Origin of the sequence: Microbacterium paludicola (assembly GCF_015235415.1) — a bacterium.
In the GTDB taxonomy this organism is placed as follows: domain Bacteria; phylum Actinomycetota; class Actinomycetes; order Actinomycetales; family Microbacteriaceae; genus Microbacterium; species Microbacterium paludicola.
Genome location: NZ_JADGLL010000019.1, coordinates 34,115 through 59,170, shown reverse-complemented (window position 1 = coordinate 59,170; position 25,056 = coordinate 34,115). Strand labels below are relative to the sequence as shown.

Below are 25,056 nucleotides of genomic sequence, written 5' to 3'. Positions count from 1 at the left end.
GCCCTGCAGTAACCCCCGCAAAGGAACCAGCCAATGCACACCCCTCTCCGCACTGCCGCGGTCGCCGTGTTCGCGGCGGCCGTGCTGGCGCTCGCCGGATGCACCTCAGCGGGCACGGAAGCCGGCACCGCCACACCCTCGGTGGTCACGATCGCCTTCCAGGACGGCGGCGTCTCCATCGACCCCTCACAGGCGCTCGGCCTCACCGCCGACTCCCTCGTGCTCGCCACCTATGACACCCTCGTGAAGTACCACGCGGAGGACGGCCAGATGGTCGCCGGCGAATACGACCCGTCGATCGCGGAGTCCTGGACGACCTCCGAGGACGGCCTCACCTGGACCTTCTCGCTCCGTGACGACGTCACCTTCCAGTCGGGCAATCCGCTCACCGCCGCCGACGTGAAGTTCTCCCTCGACCGCGGCATCGGCACCACCTTCTGGGAGCTCGGCAAGATCGAGGACGTCGTCGTCATCGACGACTACACCGTCGACGTGAACCTCACGGAGGCGAACCCCGGCCTGCTCGACTACATCGGCATGTACTCGATGTCGATCCTCGACCAGGAGACCGTGGAGGCCGTCGGCGACGTCACCGCTCAGGACACCTGGCTCGACACGAACACCGCGGGCACCGGTCCGTACATCCTCGATTCGTGGGACCCCGCGACCGAGGCGAAGCTGCACGCGAACCCCGACTACTTCGGCGAAGGACCAGCGATCGAGAACGTCACCATCCGCTTCGTGCCCGAGATGGCGACCCAGATCCAGCAGCTCGAGCAGGACGACGTCCAGCTCATCTACAACATCCCGTTCCAGAACATCGAGGATCTCGCGTCGAGCGACACCGTCAGCGTCATCGAAGTCCCGGCCGGCAACACGAACTGGATGACGATGAACAACACGACGGAGCCGTTCACCGATGTCAGGGTCCGACAGGCGCTCGCCTATGCGACCCCGTACGACGACATCGTCGAGAGCGCACTGCTCGGGCACGGTGTGCGCGACAAATCGCCGCTCTCGCCGATCACGCCCGGCTACGACGGCGACGTGTACCCCTACGACTATGACCTCGACAAGGCCCAGGAGCTGCTCGAGGAGGCGGGCTACGCCGACGGCTTCGAGTTCACGACTCTCGTAGCGAACTCGAACACGCTCGGCTCCACGGCCGCGACTCTCATGCAGGAGTCCTTCGCCGAGGTCGGCGTCACGATGAACATCTCCACCGTGACCTCGCAGCAGCTGTCCGAGCAGCGGATGGACGCCGAGTCGATCTTCGGCTCGTGGCTGTCGTTCATCAACCTGCCTCGGTACCACCTCGGCTTCCTCATCCACTCCGAGGGCTCGGCGAACTATGCGCACTACAGCAACCCGCAGGTCGACGCGCTCATGGATGAGGCGCAGTACCTCGAAGGCGATGAGGCGCAGGCGAAGTGGACCCAGCTGCAGGCCCTCGTGGCCGAGGATGCGCCGTGGATCAACCTCTTCACGGAGAACGCGACCGTCGGCGTGAACAGGTCCCTGGAGGGCTACACGGGCTACGTCGACCAGCTCCTGCGCATCGCGGACCTGCACTACGCCGAGTAGCCGCCACCTCGGTGCCCCTCGGCCGTCGGCCGAGGGGCACCGGCTCCCGCTCACCACCCCCGTCCATGGACACGGAAAGGCACAGCCCGATGAGCACCAGCACCGTCACCATGAGCCGCGGCACCCTCACCGAAGCACCCGTGGTGCTCAGCGTCCGAAGCCTCTCGGTCTCGTATCACGGATCCGGCGGCAAGCTCACGAAGGCCGTCGACGACGTCTCGTTCGACCTCAAGCCCGGCATGATCTGCGGCCTGGTCGGCGAGTCGGGCTGCGGCAAGTCCACGGTCTCCCTCGCCCTCATGGGACTGCTCCAGAAGCACGAGGCGCTCGTCGAGGGCGATGTGCTCCTCGACGGCGGCGCGAAAGACCTCCTGAAGCTTTCGAAGAAGCAGCTCCGCGACCTGCAGGGCAAGTGGATCTCGATGATCTTCCAGGACCCGATGTCCTCGCTGAACCCTGCGTTCACGGTGGGCGAGCAGATCGTCGAGCCGATGAAGCTGCACCTCGGCCTGACGACGACCGAGTCGACCGAGCGGGCCTGGAGCCTCCTCAAGCGCATCGGCATCGCCGACCCCGCGGGATTCATGAACCGCTACCCGCACGAGCTCTCCGGCGGCATGCGTCAGCGCGCGATGATCGCCATGGCGATGGCCTGCAAGCCGAAGGTCCTCGTCGCCGACGAGCCGACCACCGCGCTGGACGTCACGATCCAGGCCGAGATCCTCCGCCTCATCGTCGACCTCTGCAAGGAGGAGGGAGCCGCGGTCCTCTTCATCACCCACGATCTCGGTGTCGTCGCCGAGTCGTGCGACGAGATACTCGTCATGTACGCCGGCCAGATCGTGGAGCGCAGCTCCCACCTGCGCGAGGTGATCGCCGATCCGCAGCACCCGTACACCGAGGCGCTGCTCGGCTGCCTGCCGGAGATGAACATCGGCGCCGAGGAGCTCCCCGTGATCCCCGGGACCGTGCCGCGCCCGGGCACCCGGTTCACCGGCTGCCGCTTCGCCGACCGCTGCGCGTTCACCATCGAGGAATGCCGCATGGCCCCAATCGACCTGATCCCGACCGGCGGCGACCACGCCGCCCGCTGCATCCGGGTGGACCGCAAGCTGGAGGTGGCGGTCTGATGACGAACGCGCTAGATGTAGTTCGCCGACACGTTGTGAACGTGTGAGCTGAGGCGAGGGCCTCCGGGACGATGTGGGTTACCACACTCACTACGTCACAACGGAGGCCCTCGTGACTCACGCTAACGCTCCCTTGACGCCGGAAGGGCGTCGTCGCCTCGCATCCGCGATCGTCGATGCCGGTTGGACGATCCGGCGGGCAGCGGAACGGTTCAACTGCTCGCCCGCGACCGCGTCGAAGTGGGCCAAACGCTACGCCGCGGGCGAGCCGCTCACCGACAGGTCGTCTCGGCCGGTGTTGTCGCCGCATCAGTTGTCACGGCGGACGGAGCGGCGGATCATCGCGTTGCGGTTCACCCGTCGTTGGGGGCCTCACCGGATCGCGTATCACCTGCGCCTGGCTCGCTCGACGGTCGGGCGGGTCCTGGCCCGCTACGGGATGCCGTTGCTCAAGCACCTGGACCGGTTCACCGGACTGCCGGTCCGCAAGCCCAAGCCGATCCGTTACGAGGCGTCGCGGCCGGGCGAGCTGGTCCATGTCGACATCAAGAAGCAGGGGCGCATCCCCGAAGGCGGCGGGCACCGCGCCCTCGGCCGGGCGGCAGGCAACCGGGACCGACAGCGCGGTGTCGGCTACGCGTTTGTCCACAACGCGATCGACGACCACTCCCGGTTGGCGTATTCGGAGATCCTCGATGACGAGCGCAAGGAGACGGCTGCAGCGTTCTGGATCCGCGCCCGCGCGTTCTTCGCGGATGCGGGGATCACGGTCACTGCGGTGATGACGGACAACGGCGCCTGCTACCGCTCACGTGCCTTCCGAGATGCGCTCGGCAATGGAGTGAAGCACCGTCGAACGCGGCCCTACCGGCCGCAGACGAACGGGAAGGTCGAGCGCCTCAACCGCACCGCCGAGGACGAATGGGCATACGCCCGCTTCTACCCCAACGAAGCCGCTCGCGTCGCCGCGTTCCCGGCCTGGTTGCATCACTACAATCACCACCGACCCCACACCGCCCTCGGCGGCCAGACCCCGGCCTCACGCGTTCACAACCTCACGGGGAACTACAGCTAGAGGTCACGAAGCTCTCGGTCGAGTTCGACCTGCCGGGAGGGAAGAAGGTCGTGGCGGTCGACGACGTCAGCTTCACCGTCGGACGGGGCCAGACCATCGGCCTCGTCGGCGAGTCCGGATCAGGCAAGTCCACGATCGGCCGCGCCGTGCTCGGCATGACGCCCAAGGTGATCGGCGAGATATCCTACGGCCGCGACTCGGAGGCCGTGTCGGGCAGCCGGTCGAAGGACGTCGGCGAGAACCAGATGGTCTTCCAGGACCCGTACGGCTCGCTGAACCCGCGCTGGAAGATCCGCCGCTCGCTCGCCGAGCCGCTCGTCGCCCGCGGGGTCGCGCGTGCGCAGATCAGGGAGATGGTCGTCGAGGCGATCGAGTCGGTGGGCCTCAACGCCGATCACCTCGACCGGCTGCCGCACGAGTTCTCCGGCGGTCAGCGGCAGCGCATCTCGATCGCGCGCGCCCTCATCGCGCGGCCCCGCGTGCTGGTCGCGGACGAGGCCGTCTCCGCCCTCGACGTGTCCGTCCAGGCGCAGGTGCTCAACTCGATGAAGCGACTCCAGCGCGATCACGACGTCGCGACCATCTTCATCTCGCACGACCTCTCGGTGATCCAGTTCATCGCCGACCGCGTCATCGTGCTGTACTTCGGGCAGATCATGGAGGAAGCGCCCGTCAAGGTGGCCTTCGAGGCGCCGCGGCACCCGTACACCGTCGCGCTGAAGTCGGCGCTCCCGTCCGTGCACGTGCAGGAGACAGAGAAGATCCGCCTCACCGGCGAGCCGCCGCTGCAGCACACGCGCGTCACCGGCTGCCCCTTCGCGAGCCGCTGCCCCTTCGTCCTCGACCAGTGCCGCACCGACCGACCGGAGCTGAAGATCCTGCCGGACAGCAGCCGGGTCGCCTGCCACCGGGTCGCCGCGGACGGCACCGCGATGTACGCCTGAACGCGATTCGCCCGGACCCACCGACCCCAGAGGAGACGACATGTTCGCCCCGATCACCGACAGCGACCTGGTCAGGGAGGTGCTGTCGGAGTATCCCGTCTTCGACGGCCACAACGACCTCCCCATCACCGCCAGGGGCCGCTACGGCGAGGACCCGGTCGCGGCGCGGATCGCCGAAGGGAACGACGCGCTGCACACCGACATCCCGAGCCTTCGGGCCGGCGGCGTCGGCGCTCAGTTCTGGTCCGTGTACGTGCCCTCGCACCTGCCGGAACCGGAGGCCGTCTGCCAGGTGCTCGAGCAGATCGACTTCGTCTACCGACTGGAGAAGACCTACCCGGACACCTTCCAGATCGCCCGCACCGCCGCGGACATCCGCTCCGCCTGGGCGGCGGGCAGGATCGCCTCGCTGATGGGTGCCGAGGGCGGCCACTCGATCCGCGAGTCGCTGGGCGTGCTGCGGATGCTGCGCCAGCTCGGCGTGGGCTACATGACGCTCACCCACAACGACAACACCACGTGGGCGAAGTCGGCGACCGGCGAGGACGCCGACTACGGGCTCACCGACTTCGGTCGCGAGGTCGTCAGGGAGATGAACCGGATCGGCATGCTGGTCGACATCTCCCACGTGCACGAGGACACCATGTACGACGCGCTCGCGGCCTCGTCCAAGCCGGTGATCTTCTCGCACTCCTCCTGCCGCGACGTGGCGAACCACCCGCGCAACGCCCCCGACGGCGTGCTCGAGGCGCTGGCGGCCAACGACGGCGTGATCATGATCACCTTCGTGCCGTTCTTCATCAACGAGGCCGCCGGCGAGCACTGGAATGCCTCGCAGGCCAAGCGCGAAGAGCTCGGCCTGCGCCATCCGCTCAAGCCCGAGGCGGACGGCGCCCCCCAGCTGTCCCGCGAGGCGGAGGCGTACGAGACGTGGCTCGCGGAGAACCCCGCGCCTGCCGTGGGGATCGACGACGTCGTCACGCACGTCGAGCACGCCCGCGAGGTCGCCGGCATCGACCACATCGGCATCGGCAGCGACTTCGACGGCATCCCCGCCGGTCCCGAGGGTCTCCAGCGCGTGTCCGACTACCCGCGCCTCTTCGAGGCGCTCACGGCGAAGGGCTGGTCCGCCCAGGATCTCAAGAAGCTGGCCTCCGGCAACATCCTCCGAGTGGTCGAGGCCTCGGAGGTGAGCTCCTGGTGAGCACCGCGCACCGCGACGGCCAGCTCGTGTTCAACGCGTTCACCGAGCTCACCCCCGGCCATCACTTCGACGGCACCTGGCGACTCCCCGCGGTCCGCGACCGCAGCTATCTCAAGCTCAAGACCTGGACGGACATGGCGAGGACGCTCGAGCGCGGCTGCTTCGACGCGGTGTTCATCGCCGACGGCCTCGGGCTCGGCGGCACGTTCGGCGGAAGCCACGACCACGCGATGTCGCACGGCTTCCTCTTCCCGAACAACGACGCGATCATCGTCGCGACGGCGATGGCGGCCGCGACCGAGAACCTCTCGGCGATCTTCACCTCGTCGCTCATCCAGAACCATCCCTTCGAGTTCGCCCGGCTGGCCTCGACGCTCGACCACCTCGTCGACGGCCGGATGGGGTGGAACGTCGTCACCTCGGCGCTCGAGAACTCCTTCAAGAACGTCGGATACGACGCCCTGCCCTCTCGCGAGGAACGATACGCGCGGGCGGACGAGTTCCTGGAGGTCGTGTACAAGCTCTGGGAGGGCTCGTGGGCCGACGACGCGGTGATCGCCGACGTCGAGACCGGCGTCTGGTCCGATCCCTCGAGGATCCGAAAGATCGACCACAAGGGCAGATCCTTCTCCACAGAAGGGCCGCATCAGTCCCAGCCGTCGCCGCAGCGCACTCCATTCCTCGCGACGCCGGGCGGCTCCACCTACGCGATCGACCTCGCGGCACAGCACGGCGAGCTCTTCCTCACCGCGGCGCCCAGCATCGAGGTGCTCAAGGACACGAAGCGCATGCTCGATGCGAAGCTGCGCTCCTACGGGCGCGACCCGAAGAGCGTGAAGCTCATGCAGATGTCGCACTTCGTCATCGGCTCCACGCGAGAGGAGGCGATGCGCAAGCTCGAGGAGACCTTCTCCTACATCGACCCGCTCAGCGACCTGGTCGTGCTCGGCGGCATCGCGAGCCTCGACCTCGGCATGCGGCCCTACGACGAGCCCTTCCGGATCGATGACGAGCCGCGGATGAAGGCGCACTTCGCCCGCCAGCTCGAGGCGCTCGGGAACCCGGACGTCGTCACCATCGGCCAGCTGACCGGCTTCCCCGAGCACACGCTCAAGGACCTCGTCTTCGCCGGCACTCCGGAGGAGATCGCGGATCGGCTCGAGGAGTGGCGTGACGCCGGCCTCGGCGGCTGCAATGTCGGCGACTACGCCTTCCACGGCGGCTATGACGACTTCGTCGACCACCTCTGCCCCGTCCTGCAGGAGCGCGGCCTCATGCAGCGCGAGTACACCCGGGGGAGCCTGCGCAACAAGGTGTTCGGCGAGGGCGACCGGCTTCCGTCGAGCCACCCGGCGGCCGCCTACCGCTGGTGGGCGTGACCGCTCCGCCGGCGAGCGGGACGTCAGACGATCTCGCCGGGCACGGCGGCCAGGTCGCCGACCGCCTTCGCACGGATGCGCACGTTGTCGCCCGGCAGATACGGGATCGGCACCTCGTCGAACTCGATGAGCTGCACGCTTCCCGGTTCCGCGCCGGCGGCGACCGCCTTGTCTAGGGCTTCCTGCTTCGCCGCCTCGATGACGTCCCCGCGTGACCCCTGGATGACGAACACCCGGTCGATCTCGCCCGCGACCTGCGCGATCGAAGCGCCCACGGCGTTCGCCACCGAGAAGTGCTCGGGCCGGATCATCGAGCCGAAGCCCGGCAGCTCGTCGGGTAGCAGGATCGACCCGCCGCCCACTCCGAGCACGGGAATCGGCTCCGACGACGTGGGCATCCGGTCGGCGGTCTCGGCGACGCGGCGGGCGATGGTCTCGAGCGCGGCGGCGACCATGCTCCTGTCCAGGTGCGCGACGAGCGATCCGTCGCCGACGTCGGCGCGACCGGCGGCGACCGCGACATCGGTCGCCGTGAGCGTGTCCCCGCCGAAGACGAGCGCCCTGTGCGGGAGCAGATAGCCCACGGAGAGGGGCCCGACGGACGCCCCGCCGTCTGCGATGTGCGAGCCGCCGCCGATGCCCAGGGAGAGGACGTCCGGCATCCGGAAGTTGGGGCGGATGCCGGCGACCTCGACGTCGGTCGTGGCCACACGCGGAAAGCCGCCGCCGAGCACGCCGATGTCGCTCGTGGTGCCGCCGACGTCGATCACCGCGCAGTCGCTCAGGCCGGACAGGATCGCGGCGCCGCGCATCGAGTTCGTCGGCCCCGAGGCGAAGGTCGCCACGGGGTACTCCCGCGCGGTGTCGAGGTCTATGAGGGTGCCGTCGTTCTGGCTGAGGTAGATGGCGCCGTCGATCCCGGCGTCCGTGACCGCGTCGACGAGGCCGGAGACGACGCCGACCGCCATCTCGCGCAGCGCGGCGTTGATGATCGCCGCGTTCTCTCGCTCAAGCAGGCCGATGCGGCCGATCCGATGGGAGAGCGAGATGTGGAAGCCGGGCCCGAGCACCTCCCGGGCGATGGCCTCCGCCTCGAGCTCGAAGCCCGCGCTGATCGGCGAGAAGACGCTCGAGATCGCGAGCGAGCGGATGCCCTTCTCCGCGAGGTCTTCGCACGCCGCCGCGATCTCCGACGGCTGCAGGTCGGCGATCCTGCGCCCGTCGAACTCGTTGCCGCCGTGGACGAGGTACGCCTGACCGTTCAGCGCCTGGCGGACGTCCGCGGGCCATGCGGTCATCGGCGGCAGCGCGCTCGTGGCCGGGAGGCCGAGCCTGATGCAGGCGGTCGGGGAGAGCCCGCGCGCCTGGACCAGCGAGTTGATGAAGTGCGTCGTGCCGATCATGACGCGCGTGACCGCGGCGGGATCGTGGGACGTGACGGCGACGAGCTCCGCGAGCGCGGCGTGGATCCCGGACGACACGTCGGCCGTGGTGGCCGCCTTCACCCAGCCCGCGACGGTGTTGCCGTCCATGAGGACGGCGTCGGTGTTCGTGCCGCCGACGTCGATGCCGATGCCGATGCGCAATTCGACTCCTTCGATTCGCCCTGCCGACGGGCGTCGATCCAGCCGGGCGTCGGCCCCCGCCCGCGGCACCGGCGAGACGGGTCGCTTCCCGGTCGGGCCGTAGCCCGACCGGGAAGCACCGCTCACAGGATCACTCGGCGTAGGAGAGGTCCTGGATGCGGATCAGCTGATCGACGTATCCGGTGACGTACCCGTCGATCCTGTCGCTGTAGGCCACCGAGGCGTTCTCCGAGTACAGCGTGATCCACGGGGAGTCCTCAGCGATGAGCGCCTGGACCTCGGACCAGGTCTCGTTCGCCTCCGGGAAGGAGAGGAACTCGCCCTCGGCGATGAGCTGATCGACCTCCGGGTTCGAGTACTTGGCGTAGTTCGTGTAGCTCGAAGACTCGATCAGGAAGCCCAGGTGGTAGAACGGGTGGTTCACGTACGACAGCCAGGCGCCGAAGTTCGCGTCCGCGGTGGGGCGCTGCTCGGTCAGCTGCGCCGCGGTGACGGTCTCGATGTTCATCCTGACGCCGATCTCGGCGTAGGACTCCTGCATCAGCAGCGCGGCCTGGCCGCCGAGCGTGTTCGCGTTCGAGACGAGCGCGCTGAACTCGAAGCCGTCCGGCAGATCGGACTCCGCGAGGATCTCCCGCGCCGTGTCGAGGTCGTACTCGTACGGAGAGACCGAGACGTCGTATCCCGGCGTGAGCGGCGACAGCGGCGACTGATCGCGGACGCCGTGGCCCATGAGCACCGCGTCGATGATGTCGTCGTACGGGGTCGCGTAGGCCAGCGCCCGGCGGACCCTCGCGTCGTCGAAGACGTCGGAGGTGTTGTTCATCGCCATGAAGTTCGACGTCGCCGACGGGTACTCCTCGACGACGAGCGAGTCGGTGGCCTTTAGGTCGTCGATGTTCTGGAACGGCACGCCGTAGATGAGCTGGACGTCATCCGACTTCAGCTGCTGGATCTGCGTCGAGAGCTCGGGGATGAAGCGCATCGTGACGTTCTCGATCGTCGGGACCTCGCCCCAGTAGTCGGGGTTCACGTGCAGCTTCGCCTCGGTCGAGGAGTCCCAGGAGTCGAGGATGTAGGGCCCGGAGCCGATGCTGTTCGTCGCGAGGAAGGCCGCCTGCGCATCGGCGTCGCCGGCCTTCTCGGCCTCGACCTTGTCGATGATGGCGAAGCCGCTCTGGGCGAGGTAGCCGAGAAGCGAGGGGTTCGGCTCCACGAGGTGGACGGCGACGGCGTGGTCGTCGATCACCTCGGTGTCGTCGTAGTTCGCGACGTTCCAGAGCGTCGCCTCGACGCCGCGGTCGAAGGAGTACTCGACGTCGGCGGCGGTGAGCGGGTTGCCGCTGTGGAAGACGACGTCGTCGCGGAGCTGGAAGGTCCAGGTGAGGCCGTCCTCCGAGGTCTCCCAGCTCGTGGCCACGGAGGGGACGTACTCGCCGTCGACGAACTCGCCGTTCTCGGTCTTGTAGTCCACGAGCATGTCGTAGCTGTACAGCAGGATCGACAGGCCGGTGCCGCCGTAGGTGGCGGGCGGGTCGATCGAGGTGCCGCCGTCCGCGTAGGCGACCGTGATCACGTCGTTCTCGGCGTCGGCTGATGTGCCGTCAGCGCCTCCGGTGGAGCCGCCGGAGCACGCGGCGAGGACGAGCGCGGCCGCCGTGATGCCGCCTACCACGCCCGCACGCATTGCTGTGCGCATGTCATTCTTCCTTTTCTGGTCAGTGCTGCAGGTGGGTGGTGCAGGTCAGGCCGGGGACGTCGCGTCCCACCACCGATGCGACGCCGCGCGGTGGCTCGACGGGAGCAGATCGCCCTGTCCGAAGAACTTCTGCCGGACCGTGCCGGGTGTGTATTCGCGCTGCATGAGCCCTCGCTCCTGGAGGACCGGCACGACGTGATCGACGAAGTCCTCGTACATGCCGTGAAACGCGTAGTCGCCGAGATTGACCCCGCCGATGCCGTGGTCCCGCCACACCGTGAGCTCGTCCGCGATCTCCTCCGGCGTGCCGGCGAAGCCCACCTTCGGCGTCCCGAAGCCGGTGAGCTCGCGGATCGTGATCGTCTCCGGGCTTCCTATGGCGGCGATCCGCGGGCCGAAGTGCGCCTGGAACGCCGCCGGCGCATCCGTGACCTTGAACCGCTCGTCGACATCCCACATGCCGAGGTCGAGGTTGGCGATGCCGCCGCTCATGAGCAGACCGCCGATGGGGTCGATGTACTCGGCGATCTCCGCGGCCTTCCGCTCGGCCTCCTCGTGCGTCGAGCCCACCACGAAGTGCATGTTCTGGAAGAGGACCGCGTCCTCCGGACTGCGACCGTACTCGATGAGCTTCTGGTCGAGCGCCTTGCGCATGTCGCGCGCCTCGGCGGGGTTCCGCGGGGCGGAGAGCATCATCTCGGCGTGCCTCGCCGCCATGTCCACGGCGAACGCCGAGCCGCCCGCCGTCGCCATGAGCGGGGTGCGCTGCGGCGTCGGCTCGGAGGCGTGAGGGCCGGCGGAGGTGTAGTAATGCCCGCTGTGGTCGATCCGGCGCACCTGCGACGGATCGGCGTAGCGGCCGCTCTCGACCTCGAACAGCACGGAGGTGTCGCTCCACGACCCCTCCCAGGCCTTGTAGCAGACCCCCATGAACTCGTCGACGCGGGCGTAGCGCTCCTCGCGGCTCGGAACGTCGTCCCAGCCGACGTTCCGGTATGAGCTCGACAGCGCGGACGTGACCGCGTTCCAGCCGGCGCGTCCGTTCGTCATCTGATCGACCGCGGAGGCGAGCCTCGCGAACTCGAAGGGGTGGTTCTGGATCATCGAGCTGGTGAAGAAGATCCCGAGATCCTCGGTCGTGGCGCCGATGAGCGTGGCGACGATGATCGCGTCAGTGTGCGGGAACTCGACCGCGTGCTCGATCTGGTAGTCGTGGTTCCCCCGGAAGGTGCCGAGCAGGCCGATGGTGTCGGCGACGAAGACACCGTCGAACTTCGCCTTCTCCAGCGTCGCGCCCAGCTGGCGCCAGGTCTTCGGATCGTTGTAGCGGTGCTCTCGCACGCTTGGCAGCGCCCACGTCCCGGCGTAGTGGTGCCCCGGGGTGGCCTGCACGAATGCGTTGAAGTACAGCTGTCCATCGCGATGCCCGTTCACCAGGACTCGACCTCCGTCTCCTCGATGACGCGCAGGATGTTCCCGGACGTCAGTTTCTTCAGGTCGTTGGCCGACCAGCCCCTGTCCTCGAGCGCCTCGAGGAGGCGCGGGTAGTCGGACACGCGCCGGAGACCCTCGGGACCGGCGGGGACGCCGTCGAAGTCGCTGCCGATGCCGATGTGGTCGATGCCGGCGACCTCGCGGGCGTGCTCGACGTGCGTGACGACGTCGCCGATGCCGACCACCGGCGCCGGGTGCGCGGCCGCCCATGCGTCGAAGGCCGCCACCGCAGCAGGATCGGGCTCGGGGGCCGGCCTCCCTGGCTGCGCGATCGCCGTGTCGAGCCCCAGTTCCTCGCGCTTCGCGCGCGCGATGCGGACATGCTCGGCCGCGGCTTCGTTGACAAAGCTGGGGACGAAAGTGATCATGATGACGCCACCGTTGCCGGCGAGGCTGGTCAGGACGTCGTCGGGCGCGTTCCGCACGTGGTCGGCGACACCGCGGCACGACGAGTGGGAGAAGATCACCGGCCTCGACGAGGCGTCGATCGCGTCCCTCATCGTCGACGGTGCGACGTGCGAGATGTCGACGAGCATGCCGATGCGGTTCATCTCCGCGACGATCGCGCGGCCGTGGTCGGTGAGCCCGTACTCGACGGGCTCACCGGTGGCCGACGCGGCCCAGGCCGTGTTGTCGTTGTGGGTGAGGGTCAGATACCCGACCCCGAGGCGGCGGAGCATCCTGAGCACGCCGAGCGACTCGCGGATCGCATGGCCGCCCTCCGCGCCCATCAGCGAGGCGACCTTCCCCTCCGCCCACGCGGCACGGATGTCGGCCGCGGTGCGGGCGAGCCGGAAGGTGTCGGGATAGGTCTTCACCAAGCGGTAGACGAAGTCGATCTGCTCGAGGAGCTGGCAGGTCGCCTCCGCCTCCGGGAGCGTCGAGTCGGTGTACACCGACCAGAACTGCGCACCCACGCCGCCGGCGCGCAGGCTCGGGATGTCGGTGTGAAGCCTCGGATTGCCCTGATCGATCCGGGTCGCCTCGACACTGAGGCCGTATTGAACTCCCGCGGCGTAAGGCAGGTCGTTGTGACCGTCGAAGATCGGGAAATCGGCGAGCACCTCCCGGACGACACTGCTGCTGGTGGCCGCTGCCGGAAAGCTCACGCGATGATCCGTTCGATGTCTGAGAACTGCTCCACACTGCGCGGGTAGTCGTCGCAGCCGAGCTTTACGTTACGGATCTCCCATTTCCGACAGGTAACCGCCACGAATCGTCCTGTTACAAACACGCCCGTAGCTGGGGATTGGTCTCCGGCAATTCCGCGAGGATGTGTCTCGGATCCCGAAGCGGCAAGCGCGAGCGTCACGGCTCCGAGGATGGCATGAGAAGTGCGGGACGGAGGTGCCTGGTTGATGCCACGGATGGACGATGGCGCTCTGCCCGAGCATGGCCGCGCGATGGCGGCTCACCTGGAGCACGTGCTGAGCGACTGGAAGGGCACGCCTGCAGCCTCCTGACCGACGCCGCAGCGGTGCCGTCAGAACTCGGTGGTGAGCTCGCCGATGATCGCGCCGTCGTCGTCGAGCACCGGGATGCGGCGCCAGCGGTCGAACGCACCGCACGGGGTGGCTGATGCCGAGCCGGATCACGGTCCCGGGTGCCGGCGCCACGCCCGCGGGGACGCTGACGAACGCGTGGTGGTCATTGACCGCTTAGACCGTCCACCCGCTCGTGGACGCCCCCGGAGCATCCAGCACGCCGAGCACCACCGGGAGGCGGTCGTCCGTCGGGACCTCTCGGCGCCCGAACCCCAGGATCAGGCGTCCTGGTTCCGGCGCCGAGAGCACGCGGGCGCGCAGCTCGAGCGCCGCGCGGAGCTCGCCGCCACCGCGCACCGACCCGAACGGCGAGATCCGGTCATAGAGGCCGTGGTCGTGGATGTGCGCACAGCCGGCGCGGAGGACGACCGTCACCGGCGCCGACCATCCGGAGCCCTCGCCCAGATCTCTGGCGACGAGATCCGGGTACGCGCTTCCGCCCGCGGAGACGATCGGGACGTCCGCGAAGCGCCCGGCGGCGAGCCCCCACTCGACCGTCTCGCGGACTCCCCTCAGCAGGTGCACCGCGCCGATCGGGTATCGGTCCTCGTCGATCTCGCCGCCCACGAGGCCCTCGTACGCCGTGACGCCGGCCCACTGCAGGGTGGACGTCGCGGTGATCGCCTCGGCGACGGCCCGCGCGTCGGAGACCGACCGCGCACCGGTTCGGCCACCCGAGTATCCCAGCTCCACGAGCACGTCGAGACGCCGCGACGGACGCAGCCGGGAGAGCTCGGGGTCCAGCAGCTCGACCGCCGCCACGGAGCCCGCCTGACAAAGGTACCGGAAGGCCGGATCGTCCACGAGCGCCGTCTCTGCGACCCAGGCGATCGCCGCGGGATCGACGAGGAGATTGGCGTGCAGGATCCGTGGGGCGCCCCAGGATGCGAGCGTCATCGCCTGCCGAGGCGTCGCGACGGTGAATCCCCACACCGACGTGCCCTCGCCGGCAGACGGGCTGCGGAGCTGCTCGTCGCCGGCATCGAGACCGGGGCAGCCGGGTCCGGCATCGAGCAGCATGATTGCCGCCTGATCGTGCGAGGATCGACGCTCCCCGGGCGCGGCACCGCATGAGGTCCCGCCGGGAAGCTCGGCATGTTACGGGCAATCGACAATCGGCGACCAGCTGTTGACTCTGACAACGCGCCATATCACGCTGGCACGATGATCGACGCAGAGCGCGACGGCATCCACACAAACGACAGGGCGCGTGTATGCGGATCGGATGAAGCGCACGGCTCGTGAGTCACAGAAACCAGAGAGCAACAGAGACACGGCCCGCACGGCCATCACCCTCCGCGCTCGGATACGCCTGGCGCGCGTTGCGCGCGCTGTTCTCGAATCCTCCCGACGACGACGTCGCGGTCTGGATGCGCCACTCACGATCCGCGCGCTGACCACCGCCGAGGGGACTCGCAGCCAGCTCACCATGACTCGCCGAGTGGACACATCGTGAGCTACACGAGCGAGACCGCACCGGCGCCGGCCTCGGCTCCTCGGAGCGATCCGCGCCCGCATCCCCGAGCGCTGTGGAAGTGCATCGACGTAGGTCCAGGCGGGTTCCCGGCTCGGCCGCACAGCGGCCCGCCAGAGTTCCGCACGAGATGGCATATGCGCCATCTCCATGCCATCTCACCGCCGAGAACGCCACCTTGACGCGGGACCTACACGTCACTGGAAGTCGTTGACCGGCGCCATGTCCGCGAAGCGCGAGAAGTGCCCCTGGAAGGCGACCTCGATGGTCGCGGTGGGGCCGTTTCGGTGCTTCGCGACGATCAGGTCGGCCTCGCCGGGGCGGGTGTCCTTGTCGTAGACCGAGTCGCGGTGAAGCAGGATCACCATGTCGGCGTCCTGCTCGATCGATCCAGACTCACGCAGGTCGCTGACCTGGGGGCGCTTGTCTGTGCGCTGCTCGGAGCCACGGTTCAGCTGCGACAGCGCGATGACCGGCACCTGCAGCTCCTTCGCGAGCAGCTTCAGCGCGCGCGAGAACTCGCTGACCTCCTGCTGACGCGACTCGACCTTCTTGCCGCTCGTCATGAGCTGGAGGTAGTCGATGATGACCATCTTCAGGCCGGCGCGCTGCTTGAGCCGGCGGCACTTCGCGCGGATCTCCACCAGGGTCATGTTCGGGCTGTCGTCGATGAACAGCGGCGCCTCATGGATGCGGCCGCGCGTCTGGGCGATGTTCGTCCAGTCACGGGAGTCGAGGGTTCCCTTGCGGATGTTCTGCAGCGGGATCGCCCCCTCGGCGCTGAGGAGACGCATCGCGATCTCGGCCTTGCCCATCTCGAGCGAGAAGAACACGGCGGGCATGTTGTGCTTGATCGCGGCGGCGCGCGCGAAGTCGAGCGCGAGAGTCGACTTTCCCATGGCGGGTCGGGCGGCGACGACGATCATCTGCCCGCCGTGAAGGCCGTTCGTGAGTTCGTCGAGCTCGCCGAAGCCGGTGGGAACGCCGGTCATGCCGCCGTCTCGGCCGCCCGCGGCCTCGATCTCCTCCATCGCCGCGTCGACCGCGATCGACAGCGGCACGTAGTCCTCGGTGCGCTCGCTGCCCGTGACGCTGTAGATCTCGGCCTGCGCGTTGTTGACGAGATCGACCGCCTCGCCCTCGCCCGAATACCCCATCTGCACGATGCGCGTGCCGGCCTCGACAAGGCGGCGCAGCAGGGCACGCTCGGCGACGATGTTGGCGTAGTAGCCCGCGTTCGCGGCCGTGGGGACGATCGACGTGAGCGAGTGAAGGTAGTCGGCGCCGCCGGCCCGCTGCAGGTCGCCGGTCTTGATCAGCTCGTCGGTGACGGCGACGACGTCGGTCGGCTCGCCGTGGGAGTACAGCGACAGCACGGCCTCGAAGATGAGCTCGTGCTTGGGGATGTAGAAGTCATTTCCCCGCAGCGACTCGATGACATCGGCGACGGCGTCCTTCGACAGCAGCATGCCGCCGAGCGTCGACTGCTCGGCGAGGAGGTCGTGAGGGGGCGTGCGCTCGTGCTCGCGGCGGCCGCCCATCCGCTCGTCGGTGATATCGGCGATCGACACGTGGACTTCCTTCCTGCTGCTCGGGACACGGGGTCGGGCACGCATCCGCGCTGGCGATCCGGCCTGAACGGGAAACGGGGTGGGCCGGATCCGGGCCCGCACGGCAAGGTAAGCAGGGGCCTCCGACATCCGCCCGTTCACCGTAGGGTCGCCATTCTCCCCAAGCAAACGCACCTGTGGATAACTCTGTGGAGAGATTGCGGAAACCGCCGACACGGGTGTGGAAACCGACTGTGGAGAAACGCGACGCGCCCGGCGGCGTGAATGTTTTATTTCGCAGCTGACCGGGGCTTCCTGATTCCCACAGCCTGTGGATGGCGTTGTGATTAAACACGGGCTTGAAGGTTCGCGCGACGCGCCGTGGGTGTGAAGAACTCCGGGGGGCGCCGGCACCCCCGGGACCCGATATGTCAAGGGTTGGTGAACGGCATATGACCACAAAGAATGTCCGGGTCCCCCTGTGCCGGAGCACATCCCCGGGTACCCGCCCGCCACCGACGAGCGGCTCGCCGCTCAGGAGCCCCCGGCGTTCGGATCAGCTGTCGCCGAGCCGTCCAGCGACACCCCGTAGGCGCGGGCGAACGCGACGACCACATGATCCGGGATGACCCGGAGCGCCTCGCCCTGGATGTCGCTCGTGGCGATGTGATTGGACTGGATCCCCTCCAGCTGTTCCGCGAACATGCGCGCTGTCCGGCCGTTCGCGCGCTCGGCCGGCGGGAGCGCGTCATACACGGCGACGACGGCGTCGTGCAGCAGGCCGGCGTCGACGATCCACGACGCGGCGAGCGTGCGGGCGACGATCTCGGCGACCTCCTCTGACGAGTAGTCGGCGAAATGGACGGCGTGCGGAACCCGCGAGCGCAGGCCGGGGTTCGCCTGGAAGAACTGATCCATCTCGTCCGTGTAGCCCGCGAGGATCGCCACGAACTTGTCCCGATCGTTCTCGAGCCGAGGCAGCAGCGTGGCGATCACCTGCGCGCCGAAGTCGCCGCCCACACCGCCGGGCCGGTACAGGTCGTACGCCTCGTCGATGAAGAGCACTCCGCCCATTGCCTCGTCGAGCGCCTGCGAGGTCTTCGCCTCGCTTTCGCCGATCCAGCGCCCTACGAGCGCCGCGCGGTCGACTTCCTTGACGGTCGGCGTGGACAGCACTCCGAGCGCGTGGAACAGCTGCGCGACGAGACGGGCGACCGTGGTCTTGCCCGTTCCGGGGTTTCCCGTGAACGTCACGTGATAGGTCGGCCTCGACAGCGTCGCGTCGATCTGGAGTCGCCGCTGGTCGGCCGTGACGCGGTTGGCCAGCATCCGCACCCAGTCCTTCACCTCCGCGAGCCCGACCATCTCGTCGAGCTTCGCCAGCAGTGCCTCCACGTTGTCGACCTGCGCCTCGGCACCTCCGCTCGCGAGTGCTCGGATGTCCTCCGTCTTGATGAGCACATAGTCGTCCGCGGTGCGGCTGGCGAGCTCGTGCACGCGCTCCACCTGATGCTCGATCAGGCGCTGGTTGAAATTGCGCACCCAGCGCCCGTTGCTCCTATCGGCGCTCTGCGCATAGCTGCGGCCCACGATGCGCCGATACAGTTCCTCGTCCTCGAGACGGTAGTCGCTCGCCGCGAGCGCGCTCGTGCCGATCGCCGAGATCTCGTCGGCCGAGTAGTCCTCGAAATCGAACCTGTTGGGGATCCGCGACGCCAGCCCCGGGTTCATCGCAAGGAACTGCTGCATCCTGTCGGTGTACCCCGCGAAGATGATGACCAGATCGTCCCGGTGGTTCTCCATGTAGGCGAGGATCGTGTCGATCGCCTCCTGCGCGAACTCGGTGTTGCCTTCCTGCGCCAGGGCGTACGCCTCGTCGATGAACAGCACCCCACCCCGCGCCCCCTCGAGAACCTGCAGCGTCTGCTTCGCGGTGCCGCCGATGACGCTCGCGACGAGGTCGCCGCGGCCCACCTCCACGAAACGGTCCGAGGCGACCACTCCCGCACGATGGAGGGCCCTGCCGAGCAGGCGCGCGACCGTGGTCTTGCCCGTGCCCGGGTTGCCGAGGAACAGACTGTGGAGAGTGACGCCCGCGGTCTTCAGACCGAGCTGCTCCCGCTCACGGTTGATCACCGCGAGCTTCACGAACCGATCGACCTGCTTCTTCACGGTCGCCAGGCCGGTCAGCGCATGGATCTCGGCCAGCGGGTCCTCCTGTTCCGCGGCACCGTGACCGGCCGGGCCGCCCGTCGGCTCGGCGATGCCGGGCTCGTCCGGCGCGTTCGACGCGGGCACGCTGACGCTCGCGCTGCCCTCGTCCACGAGGGCGAACGAGACTCCGTCCGCCGCCTCCGCGACGGTCAGCGACGCGTCCTCGGAGGTGAAGGCGTCCACCGCCGGCGCTTCGGACGGCTCGACGACGAGGCGCGAGACGGACACCTTCGCGCGGGTGGTCGCGTAGATACCGTAGACATCCGCCGCATTCGCGCGCAGCGTGTGCGTCGTCGCCGTCACGGTCGCCCCCTCGATCGCGAACAGCTGCAACGACGAGCAGTCGTCGAGCCTCGCCGCGCTCGCCTCGCAGCGCAGCCAGCCGAGGTCGCTTCGCTCCGCCGTCAGACGTGCATCCGGCGCCACCATGACGAGGCCGCTCAGCGCCGCGTCGGACGCGAGGATCGCGCTGTCGCGCAGGGTCAGAGTGCCGTCGACGTACACCGAGGGATACGCCGCCTCCGCGGGCGGGATGACGGTGACCTGCTCGAGCGTGAGCGACGCCGACGCGGGCACCGAGACGGCGTTGTGCTCCTCCGGCTGAGCCACCGTGAGGTTCGCGATCGTGACCGACGCATCGTCCATCACGCCGAGGCATCCGTACACCACGATGCGCCGCGGATCCCCCTCACCGACGACGTCGACCGCGAAGGCGCGGAACGGGTCATCGCCGAAGAAGTAGTCCCCCTCCTCGAGCACCAGCGTGTCACCCGCATTCAGCTGCGGCTCGACGAACGTCGCGAACTCCCGCGCGCGGGCCGCCGGCCACCGAACCCGCTTCGGCCGCGCCGGCGCGGGCGCGTCCTGGTCGACGACCGTGACGCGATCCGAATCGCAGATCACCCGCCCCAGGTCCTTCGTGATCACCAGCAGCGAACCTTCGTCGGCGACCTGCACAGCCCCGAGCTTGAGATACGCCTCTTCGACGTAGCCTTCGAACTCGTCGGCCCCGGCAAGGCGGAGGTGTGCGATCTCCGCCGACGCCTCGCGGACGACCTGGAACGCTCTCTTGCCCGGCAGCGGATGCAGCGTGAGCGCCCCGTAGGCCATCACGCGCGACCGATCCAGCGCCGCGACCGTGTGCGCCGCGCAGTCGATGAGATCGGCATGGGTCTGCTGCAGCTCCACCCCGCCGAGCTCCGATGCCGTCGCGTGAAGCCTGGCGCCCTCGGTCAGGCTCATCGTGAACAGCGAGCCCTCCTGCTCGATCGTCACGCGGTCAAGGATGAGCGTGCCGCCTCCCGCCCACACGGCGGGGTACTTCAGGCCCTGCTCGCCGACGATCGTGCTGCGCTCGACCTTCACGTGGGCTCCGGCGTCCGCGAGCTGCAGCGCGTTGTCATACAGCGGCGCCTGCAGGACCACATCGCGGAGCACGCAGCGACCGTGCGGGCGGAGCTTTCCGGTCAGCCGCACCGCGCCGGGGCCGTCCTCGCCGACGATCGTCAGCCCGGAGATCTCGAGGATCCCGAGCTCGTACGCGCCCGGACTGAGCGAGAGCACGTCGCCCGGCGCGGCGCGCCGGATTGCGGTCTCCAGGCTGAGCTTCATGAAGCCGGATCCGACGCGCAACGTCGCCATGCATCCTCCGAGTCTCGCTCTGCGGCGGTCGGCTCCGCCCCCCACGTCTACGCTAGCCGCCCGCGGATCCTCTCAGCGCGGGCTGCCGCGCGAGATCCGCCACGCACGACGAAAGCGGGGCGGATCCCGAAGGATCCGCCCCGCTTCTGTCGACGCAGGTTCAGCCGGCGAGCCCGAGCCCCTGCAACTCGGATGCGGTGAGCATCCGCGACCTGGTGAGGAATCGATTGCCGGTCGGGGCCTCGACAGAGAAGCCCGCGCCCCTTCCCGGCACCACATCGATCGTGAGGTGCGTGTACTTCCAGTACTCGTACTGCGACTGAGACATGTACACGGGCACCGGATCATCGAGGCCGACGTCCACTCCCCCCAGAGCGACATCGCCCGGCCCGATGAGGTACATGCCCACGGGGAAGCACATCGGGGCGCTGCCATCGCAGCATCCACCCGACTGATGGAACATCAGCGGCCCATGCTGCGCGGTCAGCGTGCGCAGCAACGCTGCGGCCGCCTCCGTGACCGCCACGCGCTCGACCTCGGTCATCGCCGTCCCCTTGCCGTCCGGCCGCTCATCGGGCTCAGAAGAAGCCCATCGCCCCCTCTGCGTACGACACCAGCAGGTTCTTCGTCTGCTGGTAGTGGTCGAGCATCTTGAGGTGGTTCTCGCGGCCGATGCCCGACTGCTTGTACCCGCCGAACGCCGCGTGCGCGGGGTACTGGTGATAGGTGTTCGTCCAGACGCGACCTGCCTCGATGCCGCGGCCAGCGCGGTAACAGGTGCCGGCTGAGCGGCTCCACACGCCGGCCCCGAGGCCGTAGAGGGTGTCGTTGGCGATCGACAGCGCGTCGTCCAGATCGGTGAACGACGTCACCGACACCACGGGACCGAAGATCTCCTCCTGGAAGATCCGCATGTCGTTGGTGCCCTCGAACACCGTCGGGGCGACGTAGTAGCCGCCGCTCAACTCGCCTCCGAGGTCGACCCGCTCCCCGCCTGTCAGCAGCTTGGCGCCGCCCTCCTTGCCGATCTGGATGTACGACAGGATCTTCTCGAGCTGATCGTTCGATGCCTGCGCGCCGATCATGGTGGCAGGATCCAGGGGGTTTCCCTGCACGATCTTGCTGACGCGGTCGAGTCCGTCGGCAAGGAACCGATCGTAGATCGACGTCTGGATGAGTGCGCGCGAGGGACACGTGCACACCTCGCCCTGATTGAGGGCGAAGAACGTGAAGCCCTCGAGCGCCTTGTCGTAGTACGCGTCACGCTCGCGGGCGACATCTTCGAAGAACACGTTGGCGCTCTTGCCGCCGAGCTCGAGGGTCACCGGGATGAGGTTCTGCGAGGCGTACTGCATGATCAGGCGGCCGGTCGTCGTCTCGCCGGTGAATGCCACCTTGCGGATTCGCGGGTGCTGCGCGAGCGGGGCCCCCGCTTCGATGCCGAAGCCGTTGACGACGTTGACCACGCCGGCCGGCAGGAGGTCGCCGATGATCTCGAACAGGAACAGGATCGACGCCGGCGTCTGCTCCGCGGGCTTGAGCACGACGCAGTTGCCGGCGGCCAGCGCGGGTGCGAGCTTCCACGTCGCCATCAGGATGGGGAAGTTCCACGGGATGATCTGGCCGACCACTCCCAGCGGCTCGTGGAAGTGGTAGGCGACCGTGTCCTCGTCCAACTGGCTGAGCGAGCCCTCCTGAGCGCGCAGCACTCCCGCGAAGTAGCGGAAGTGGTCGACAGCGAGCGGGATGTCTGCCGCGAGCGTCTCGCGCACTGGCTTGCCGTTCTCCCACGTCTCCGCCACGGCGATCCGCTCGAGGTTCTGCTCGATCCGGTCCGCGATCTTGTTCAGGATGACCGAGCGCTGCGCGGGGGTCGTGCGCTTCCATGAGTCGAACGCCTTCCACGCGACGTCGACCGCGCGGTCGATGTCCTCGGCGGTGCCTCGGCCGACCTCGGTGAACGGCTTGCCCGTGACCGGCGTGATGTTCTCGAAGTACTGGCCCTTGACGGGCTCGACGAACTCGCCTCCGATGTAATGGCCGTAGCGGCTGCGGTATTCGGCCACCGAGCCGCGTTCTCCGGGTGCGGCGTAGACGTTCGAGACGCCCTCTTCCACGATCGTCATTGCTGTCTCCTTCGACTGCATGTCTGTTCGACGGGATGACCACGCGGATCGCCGGTGCCGACGGGACGGGCAACGGGGGTGCGCGATCGCCGCCACGCTACGTCGACGCAGGTTGCACGGAGTTGCACGGGCGCGGGAGACGGCTGAGGCACATCCGACGACTGAACCGCCGATCCGACGCTGCGTCGCTCAGGCGACGCTCCTGAGGCGCTCGATCCGCGCCACGATTCCGGTGCGACGTGGCGAGCGCGGCGGCAGCATCGCGAGGCACTGGCGGAGCGCCTCCTCGTCCGCGGCGCCGACGTCGGCGTCGATGTACGCGAGCAGGACGTCGAGCCCTGCCTCGGTGAGGATCGCGTCGCGCAGAGTGGCGCGGAGCGTGTCGCGCACCTCCTCGACGCCGGGCGAGGTGGAGTCGGGAAGCACGTCGCCACGGAATGCCGCCAGTGCCAGGCGGTGGGCGCCGCGGTCGATCAGCGCGATCACGTGCTGCACATCCGTCTCGATCTCGCCCGTCAGGCGGTACGGACGGGACTCGAGGTCGATGCCGGGCGCCTCAGCGAGCAGGCGACGCCGAAGCCGCACCATCTCGGGGCGCAGCGTCCCGACGGCCGGAGCGCCATACACGAGCTCGGCGAGCCGCTCGGCGGTGAGACCTTGCCGGTGGATCGTCAGCATCAACAGGATCTCGGCGTGCCGCTGACCCAGTTCCAGCCGCGGAGCCATTCCGCCACGGTCGAGCAGCGCGCGGTCGCGCCCCAGCACGCTGAGGGTCGGCCTGGTCGCGGGGCGCGCGACCCTGCGCTTCGGCCGCGGGGCCTCGTGCCGGGCGCGCAACCGGGCAACGAGCAGTTCGCTCTCCACGGCGCGCACGGTGGCTTCGACGAGCATCTGGGCGTGCGAGGACGCGGCTTCGTCGCCGCCCGTGACGTCAAGGATCCCGAGCACCCGACCGGTCTCGAGATCCCGCACCGGCGCCGCCGTGCACGACCATGGATGCACAAGCCGGTTGAAGTGCTCCGCCCCTGCGATCTGCACCGTGCGCTCGAGCGCGAGGGCCGTGCCGGGGGCCGACGTGCCGACGTGGTCCTCGGCCCAGTTGGCGCCGGGCACGAAGCCCATGTCGCCGGTGAGGCTGCGTACTCCCGAATCGCCGTCGACCCAGAGCAGCCGCCCGGCGGCGTCGCCGACCGCGACGACGACTCCCGCGCGGGCGGCATCCCCGGGAAGCAGCAGGTGGCGGATGGTCTCGGCCGTTCCCGCGAGCGGATGCTCGGCGCGGTAGCGCTCGAGCTCATCGCCCATCAGTTCGAGTCGGGGAACCCCCTCTGCGCCGACAAGGCTCGCAATCGAGCGCTCCCACGAGGCGCGTACGAGGGGACGGACCAGATCGAGCCGGGGATCGGTGGCGTTTCCTGCGATCCGCTCGTCGTGCGCCCGCTCGATCAGCGCACGCGGCGCCTCGCGCACGGGCGCAGGCCGCACGCCCCAGGTGGATGTCATGTCCCCCTCCGATCGACGGTGATTCAGGCGGGTTCGGGCTCAGTGTAGGCGGGCGCGTGGGACCGGGCCAGACGCACGACGAAAGCGGGGCGGATCCAGAAGGATCCGCCCCGCTTCGACAGCGTCGGGGAGACGCTTACTTCTTGAGCGCGACGACCTGCAGCGCGATGACTGCGGTGACGTCGTCGTGCAGACGCACGACGGCCTCGTGGTCGCCCACCGTCTTGATGGCGGCGGGGATGGTGATCTTGCGCTTGTCCAGCGAGCCGAGGCCGGCAGCGGACACCGCGTCGGCGATGTCCCCGGTCTTGACCGAGCCGAAGAGGCGACCCTCGGCGCCCGCCTTGACGGCGAGCTTGACCTTGGCGGCCTCGATGGTGTTCTTCAGGGCGACGGCCTCGTCGTGCGTCGCGATGGCGCGAGCCTCGCGAGCGGCACGGATCGACGCGACCTGCTTCTCGCCGCCGCGCGTCCACGCGGTGGCGAAGCCCTGGGGGATGAGGTAGTTGCGGGCGTACCCGTCCTTGACCTCGACGACGTCACCGGCGGAACCCAGGCCGTCGACCTCAGAAGTGAGAATCAGCTTTGCCATGAGTGCTCCTTAGCGGCCAGCGCCGGCGTAGGGCAGGAGCGCCATCTCGCGCGCGTTCTTGATCGCCTTCGCGATCAGACGCTGCTCCTGCACCGACACACCGGTGATACGACGGGCGCGGATCTTGCCGCGCTCCGAGATGAACTTGCGAAGGGTGGCGACATCCTTGTAATCGATGAGGCCGACCCGGATCGACTTCGCGGGAGCGGCGTTCTTCGCGCCCTTCCGCGGCTTGCGGCGGTCGCCGCTCGACTTTCCAGCCATTGTGCTTCCTTTGATGGTTTCTGCGTTTCGACTCGCTTCGCTCGCTCAACGAC

General features: G+C 68.6%; 18 protein-coding genes. 6 read left to right on the top strand and 12 right to left on the bottom strand.

Annotated features, from left to right (window positions below; genetic code table 11):
* The first annotated feature begins 33 nt into the window (after nucleotides 1-33).
* The 6 genes from IR155_RS09245 (at nucleotide 34) to IR155_RS09220 (ending at nucleotide 7,316) form a co-directional block, all read left to right on the top strand.
* Nucleotides 34-1,584 (top strand): ABC transporter substrate-binding protein, encoded by a 1,551-nt coding sequence (locus IR155_RS09245; protein ID WP_135114544.1) that lies wholly within the window; start codon nucleotides 34-36, stop codon nucleotides 1,582-1,584.
* Between the two features lie 89 nt (nucleotides 1,585-1,673).
* Nucleotides 1,674-2,714: an ABC transporter ATP-binding protein gene (locus IR155_RS09240; RefSeq protein WP_209306762.1), complete on the top strand. Its 1,041-nt coding sequence runs from the start codon at nucleotides 1,674-1,676 to the stop codon at nucleotides 2,712-2,714.
* Between the two features lie 112 nt (nucleotides 2,715-2,826).
* On the top strand, nucleotides 2,827-3,789 hold the full coding sequence (locus tag IR155_RS09235; RefSeq protein ID WP_135114543.1) for an IS481 family transposase: 963 nt from the start codon (nucleotides 2,827-2,829) through the stop codon (nucleotides 3,787-3,789).
* Between the two features lie 50 nt (nucleotides 3,790-3,839).
* Nucleotides 3,840-4,733, top strand: a complete 894-nt coding sequence (locus IR155_RS09230; RefSeq protein WP_167760751.1) for an oligopeptide/dipeptide ABC transporter ATP-binding protein — start codon at nucleotides 3,840-3,842, stop codon at nucleotides 4,731-4,733.
* 40 nt (nucleotides 4,734-4,773) lie between these two features.
* The gene (locus IR155_RS09225) at nucleotides 4,774-5,937 is read left to right on the top strand and encodes a dipeptidase (protein WP_209306761.1); all 1,164 of its coding nucleotides are present in this window, start codon (nucleotides 4,774-4,776) and stop codon (nucleotides 5,935-5,937) included.
* Nucleotides 5,934-7,316: an NtaA/DmoA family FMN-dependent monooxygenase gene (locus IR155_RS09220; RefSeq protein WP_167760750.1), complete on the top strand. Its 1,383-nt coding sequence runs from the start codon at nucleotides 5,934-5,936 to the stop codon at nucleotides 7,314-7,316. Before IR155_RS09225 ends, IR155_RS09220 begins: the two co-directional genes overlap by 4 nt.
* A gap of 23 nt (nucleotides 7,317-7,339) precedes the next feature.
* On the opposite strand, the gene IR155_RS09215 is transcribed toward IR155_RS09220, so the two are convergent.
* The 12 genes from IR155_RS09215 to rpsR form a co-directional block, all read right to left on the bottom strand.
* Nucleotides 7,340-8,896: a hydantoinase/oxoprolinase N-terminal domain-containing protein gene (locus IR155_RS09215; RefSeq protein ID WP_135114551.1), complete on the bottom strand. Its 1,557-nt coding sequence runs from the start codon at nucleotides 8,894-8,896 to the stop codon at nucleotides 7,340-7,342.
* Between the two features lie 136 nt (nucleotides 8,897-9,032).
* Nucleotides 9,033-10,601, bottom strand: coding sequence for an ABC transporter substrate-binding protein (locus tag IR155_RS09210; protein ID WP_135114540.1), 1,569 nt, complete (start codon nucleotides 10,599-10,601; stop codon nucleotides 9,033-9,035).
* 45 nt (nucleotides 10,602-10,646) lie between these two features.
* Complete coding sequence (locus IR155_RS09205) at nucleotides 10,647-12,035, bottom strand: NtaA/DmoA family FMN-dependent monooxygenase (protein ID WP_167760749.1); 1,389 nt, start codon at nucleotides 12,033-12,035, stop codon at nucleotides 10,647-10,649.
* A complete protein-coding gene (locus IR155_RS09200; protein WP_135114538.1) occupies nucleotides 12,032-13,204 on the bottom strand; it encodes a dipeptidase in 1,173 nt (390 codons plus the stop codon). The genes IR155_RS09205 and IR155_RS09200 overlap by 4 nt, the downstream gene beginning before the upstream one ends.
* Nucleotides 13,205-13,753: 549 nt before the next feature.
* Entirely contained in the window at nucleotides 13,754-14,659 is a 906-nt protein-coding gene (locus tag IR155_RS09195; RefSeq protein ID WP_135114537.1) for a type III PLP-dependent enzyme domain-containing protein, read from the bottom strand.
* Between the two features lie 651 nt (nucleotides 14,660-15,310).
* On the bottom strand, nucleotides 15,311-16,654 hold the full coding sequence (gene dnaB / locus IR155_RS09190) for a replicative DNA helicase (protein WP_135114550.1): 1,344 nt from the start codon (nucleotides 16,652-16,654) through the stop codon (nucleotides 15,311-15,313).
* A gap of 543 nt (nucleotides 16,655-17,197) precedes the next feature.
* Nucleotides 17,198-20,518, bottom strand: a complete 3,321-nt coding sequence (locus IR155_RS09185; protein WP_135114536.1) for an AAA family ATPase — start codon at nucleotides 20,516-20,518, stop codon at nucleotides 17,198-17,200.
* Nucleotides 20,519-20,678: 160 nt separating this feature from the next.
* A complete protein-coding gene (locus tag IR155_RS09180) occupies nucleotides 20,679-21,062 on the bottom strand; it encodes a DUF779 domain-containing protein (protein ID WP_135114535.1) in 384 nt (127 codons plus the stop codon).
* 34 nt (nucleotides 21,063-21,096) lie between these two features.
* Nucleotides 21,097-22,644: an acetaldehyde dehydrogenase ExaC gene (gene exaC / locus IR155_RS09175; RefSeq protein ID WP_135114534.1), complete on the bottom strand. Its 1,548-nt coding sequence runs from the start codon at nucleotides 22,642-22,644 to the stop codon at nucleotides 21,097-21,099.
* Nucleotides 22,645-22,833: 189 nt separating this feature from the next.
* Complete coding sequence (locus IR155_RS09170; RefSeq protein ID WP_135114533.1) at nucleotides 22,834-24,147, bottom strand: GAF domain-containing protein; 1,314 nt, start codon at nucleotides 24,145-24,147, stop codon at nucleotides 22,834-22,836.
* Between the two features lie 136 nt (nucleotides 24,148-24,283).
* Complete coding sequence (rplI, locus tag IR155_RS09165) at nucleotides 24,284-24,739, bottom strand: 50S ribosomal protein L9 (protein ID WP_135114532.1); 456 nt, start codon at nucleotides 24,737-24,739, stop codon at nucleotides 24,284-24,286.
* A 9-nt stretch (nucleotides 24,740-24,748) separates the two neighbouring features.
* The gene (rpsR, locus tag IR155_RS09160) at nucleotides 24,749-25,003 is read right to left on the bottom strand and encodes a 30S ribosomal protein S18 (protein WP_055987764.1); all 255 of its coding nucleotides are present in this window, start codon (nucleotides 25,001-25,003) and stop codon (nucleotides 24,749-24,751) included.
* Nucleotides 25,004-25,056: the final 53 nt, after the last annotated feature.

Coding starts and splice junctions, on each gene's coding strand:
- IR155_RS09195 (WP_135114537.1), bottom strand. CDS start 14,659: ATGCTGCTCGATGCCGGACCCGGCTGCCCCGGTCTCGATGCCGGCGAC.
- exaC (WP_135114534.1), bottom strand. CDS start 22,644: ATGACGATCGTGGAAGAGGGCGTCTCGAACGTCTACGCCGCACCCGGA.
- rpsR (WP_055987764.1), bottom strand. CDS start 25,003: ATGGCTGGAAAGTCGAGCGGCGACCGCCGCAAGCCGCGGAAGGGCGCG.
- IR155_RS09240 (WP_209306762.1), top strand. CDS start 1,674: ATGAGCACCAGCACCGTCACCATGAGCCGCGGCACCCTCACCGAAGCA.
- IR155_RS09180 (WP_135114535.1), bottom strand. CDS start 21,062: ATGACCGAGGTCGAGCGCGTGGCGGTCACGGAGGCGGCCGCAGCGTTG.
- IR155_RS09185 (WP_135114536.1), bottom strand. CDS start 20,518: ATGGCGACGTTGCGCGTCGGATCCGGCTTCATGAAGCTCAGCCTGGAG.
- IR155_RS09170 (WP_135114533.1), bottom strand. CDS start 24,147: ATGACATCCACCTGGGGCGTGCGGCCTGCGCCCGTGCGCGAGGCGCCG.
- IR155_RS09225 (WP_209306761.1), top strand. CDS start 4,774: ATGTTCGCCCCGATCACCGACAGCGACCTGGTCAGGGAGGTGCTGTCG.
- IR155_RS09245 (WP_135114544.1), top strand. CDS start 34: ATGCACACCCCTCTCCGCACTGCCGCGGTCGCCGTGTTCGCGGCGGCC.
- IR155_RS09210 (WP_135114540.1), bottom strand. CDS start 10,601: ATGCGCACAGCAATGCGTGCGGGCGTGGTAGGCGGCATCACGGCGGCC.
- rplI (WP_135114532.1), bottom strand. CDS start 24,739: ATGGCAAAGCTGATTCTCACTTCTGAGGTCGACGGCCTGGGTTCCGCC.
- dnaB (WP_135114550.1), bottom strand. CDS start 16,654: ATGGGCGGCCGCCGCGAGCACGAGCGCACGCCCCCTCACGACCTCCTC.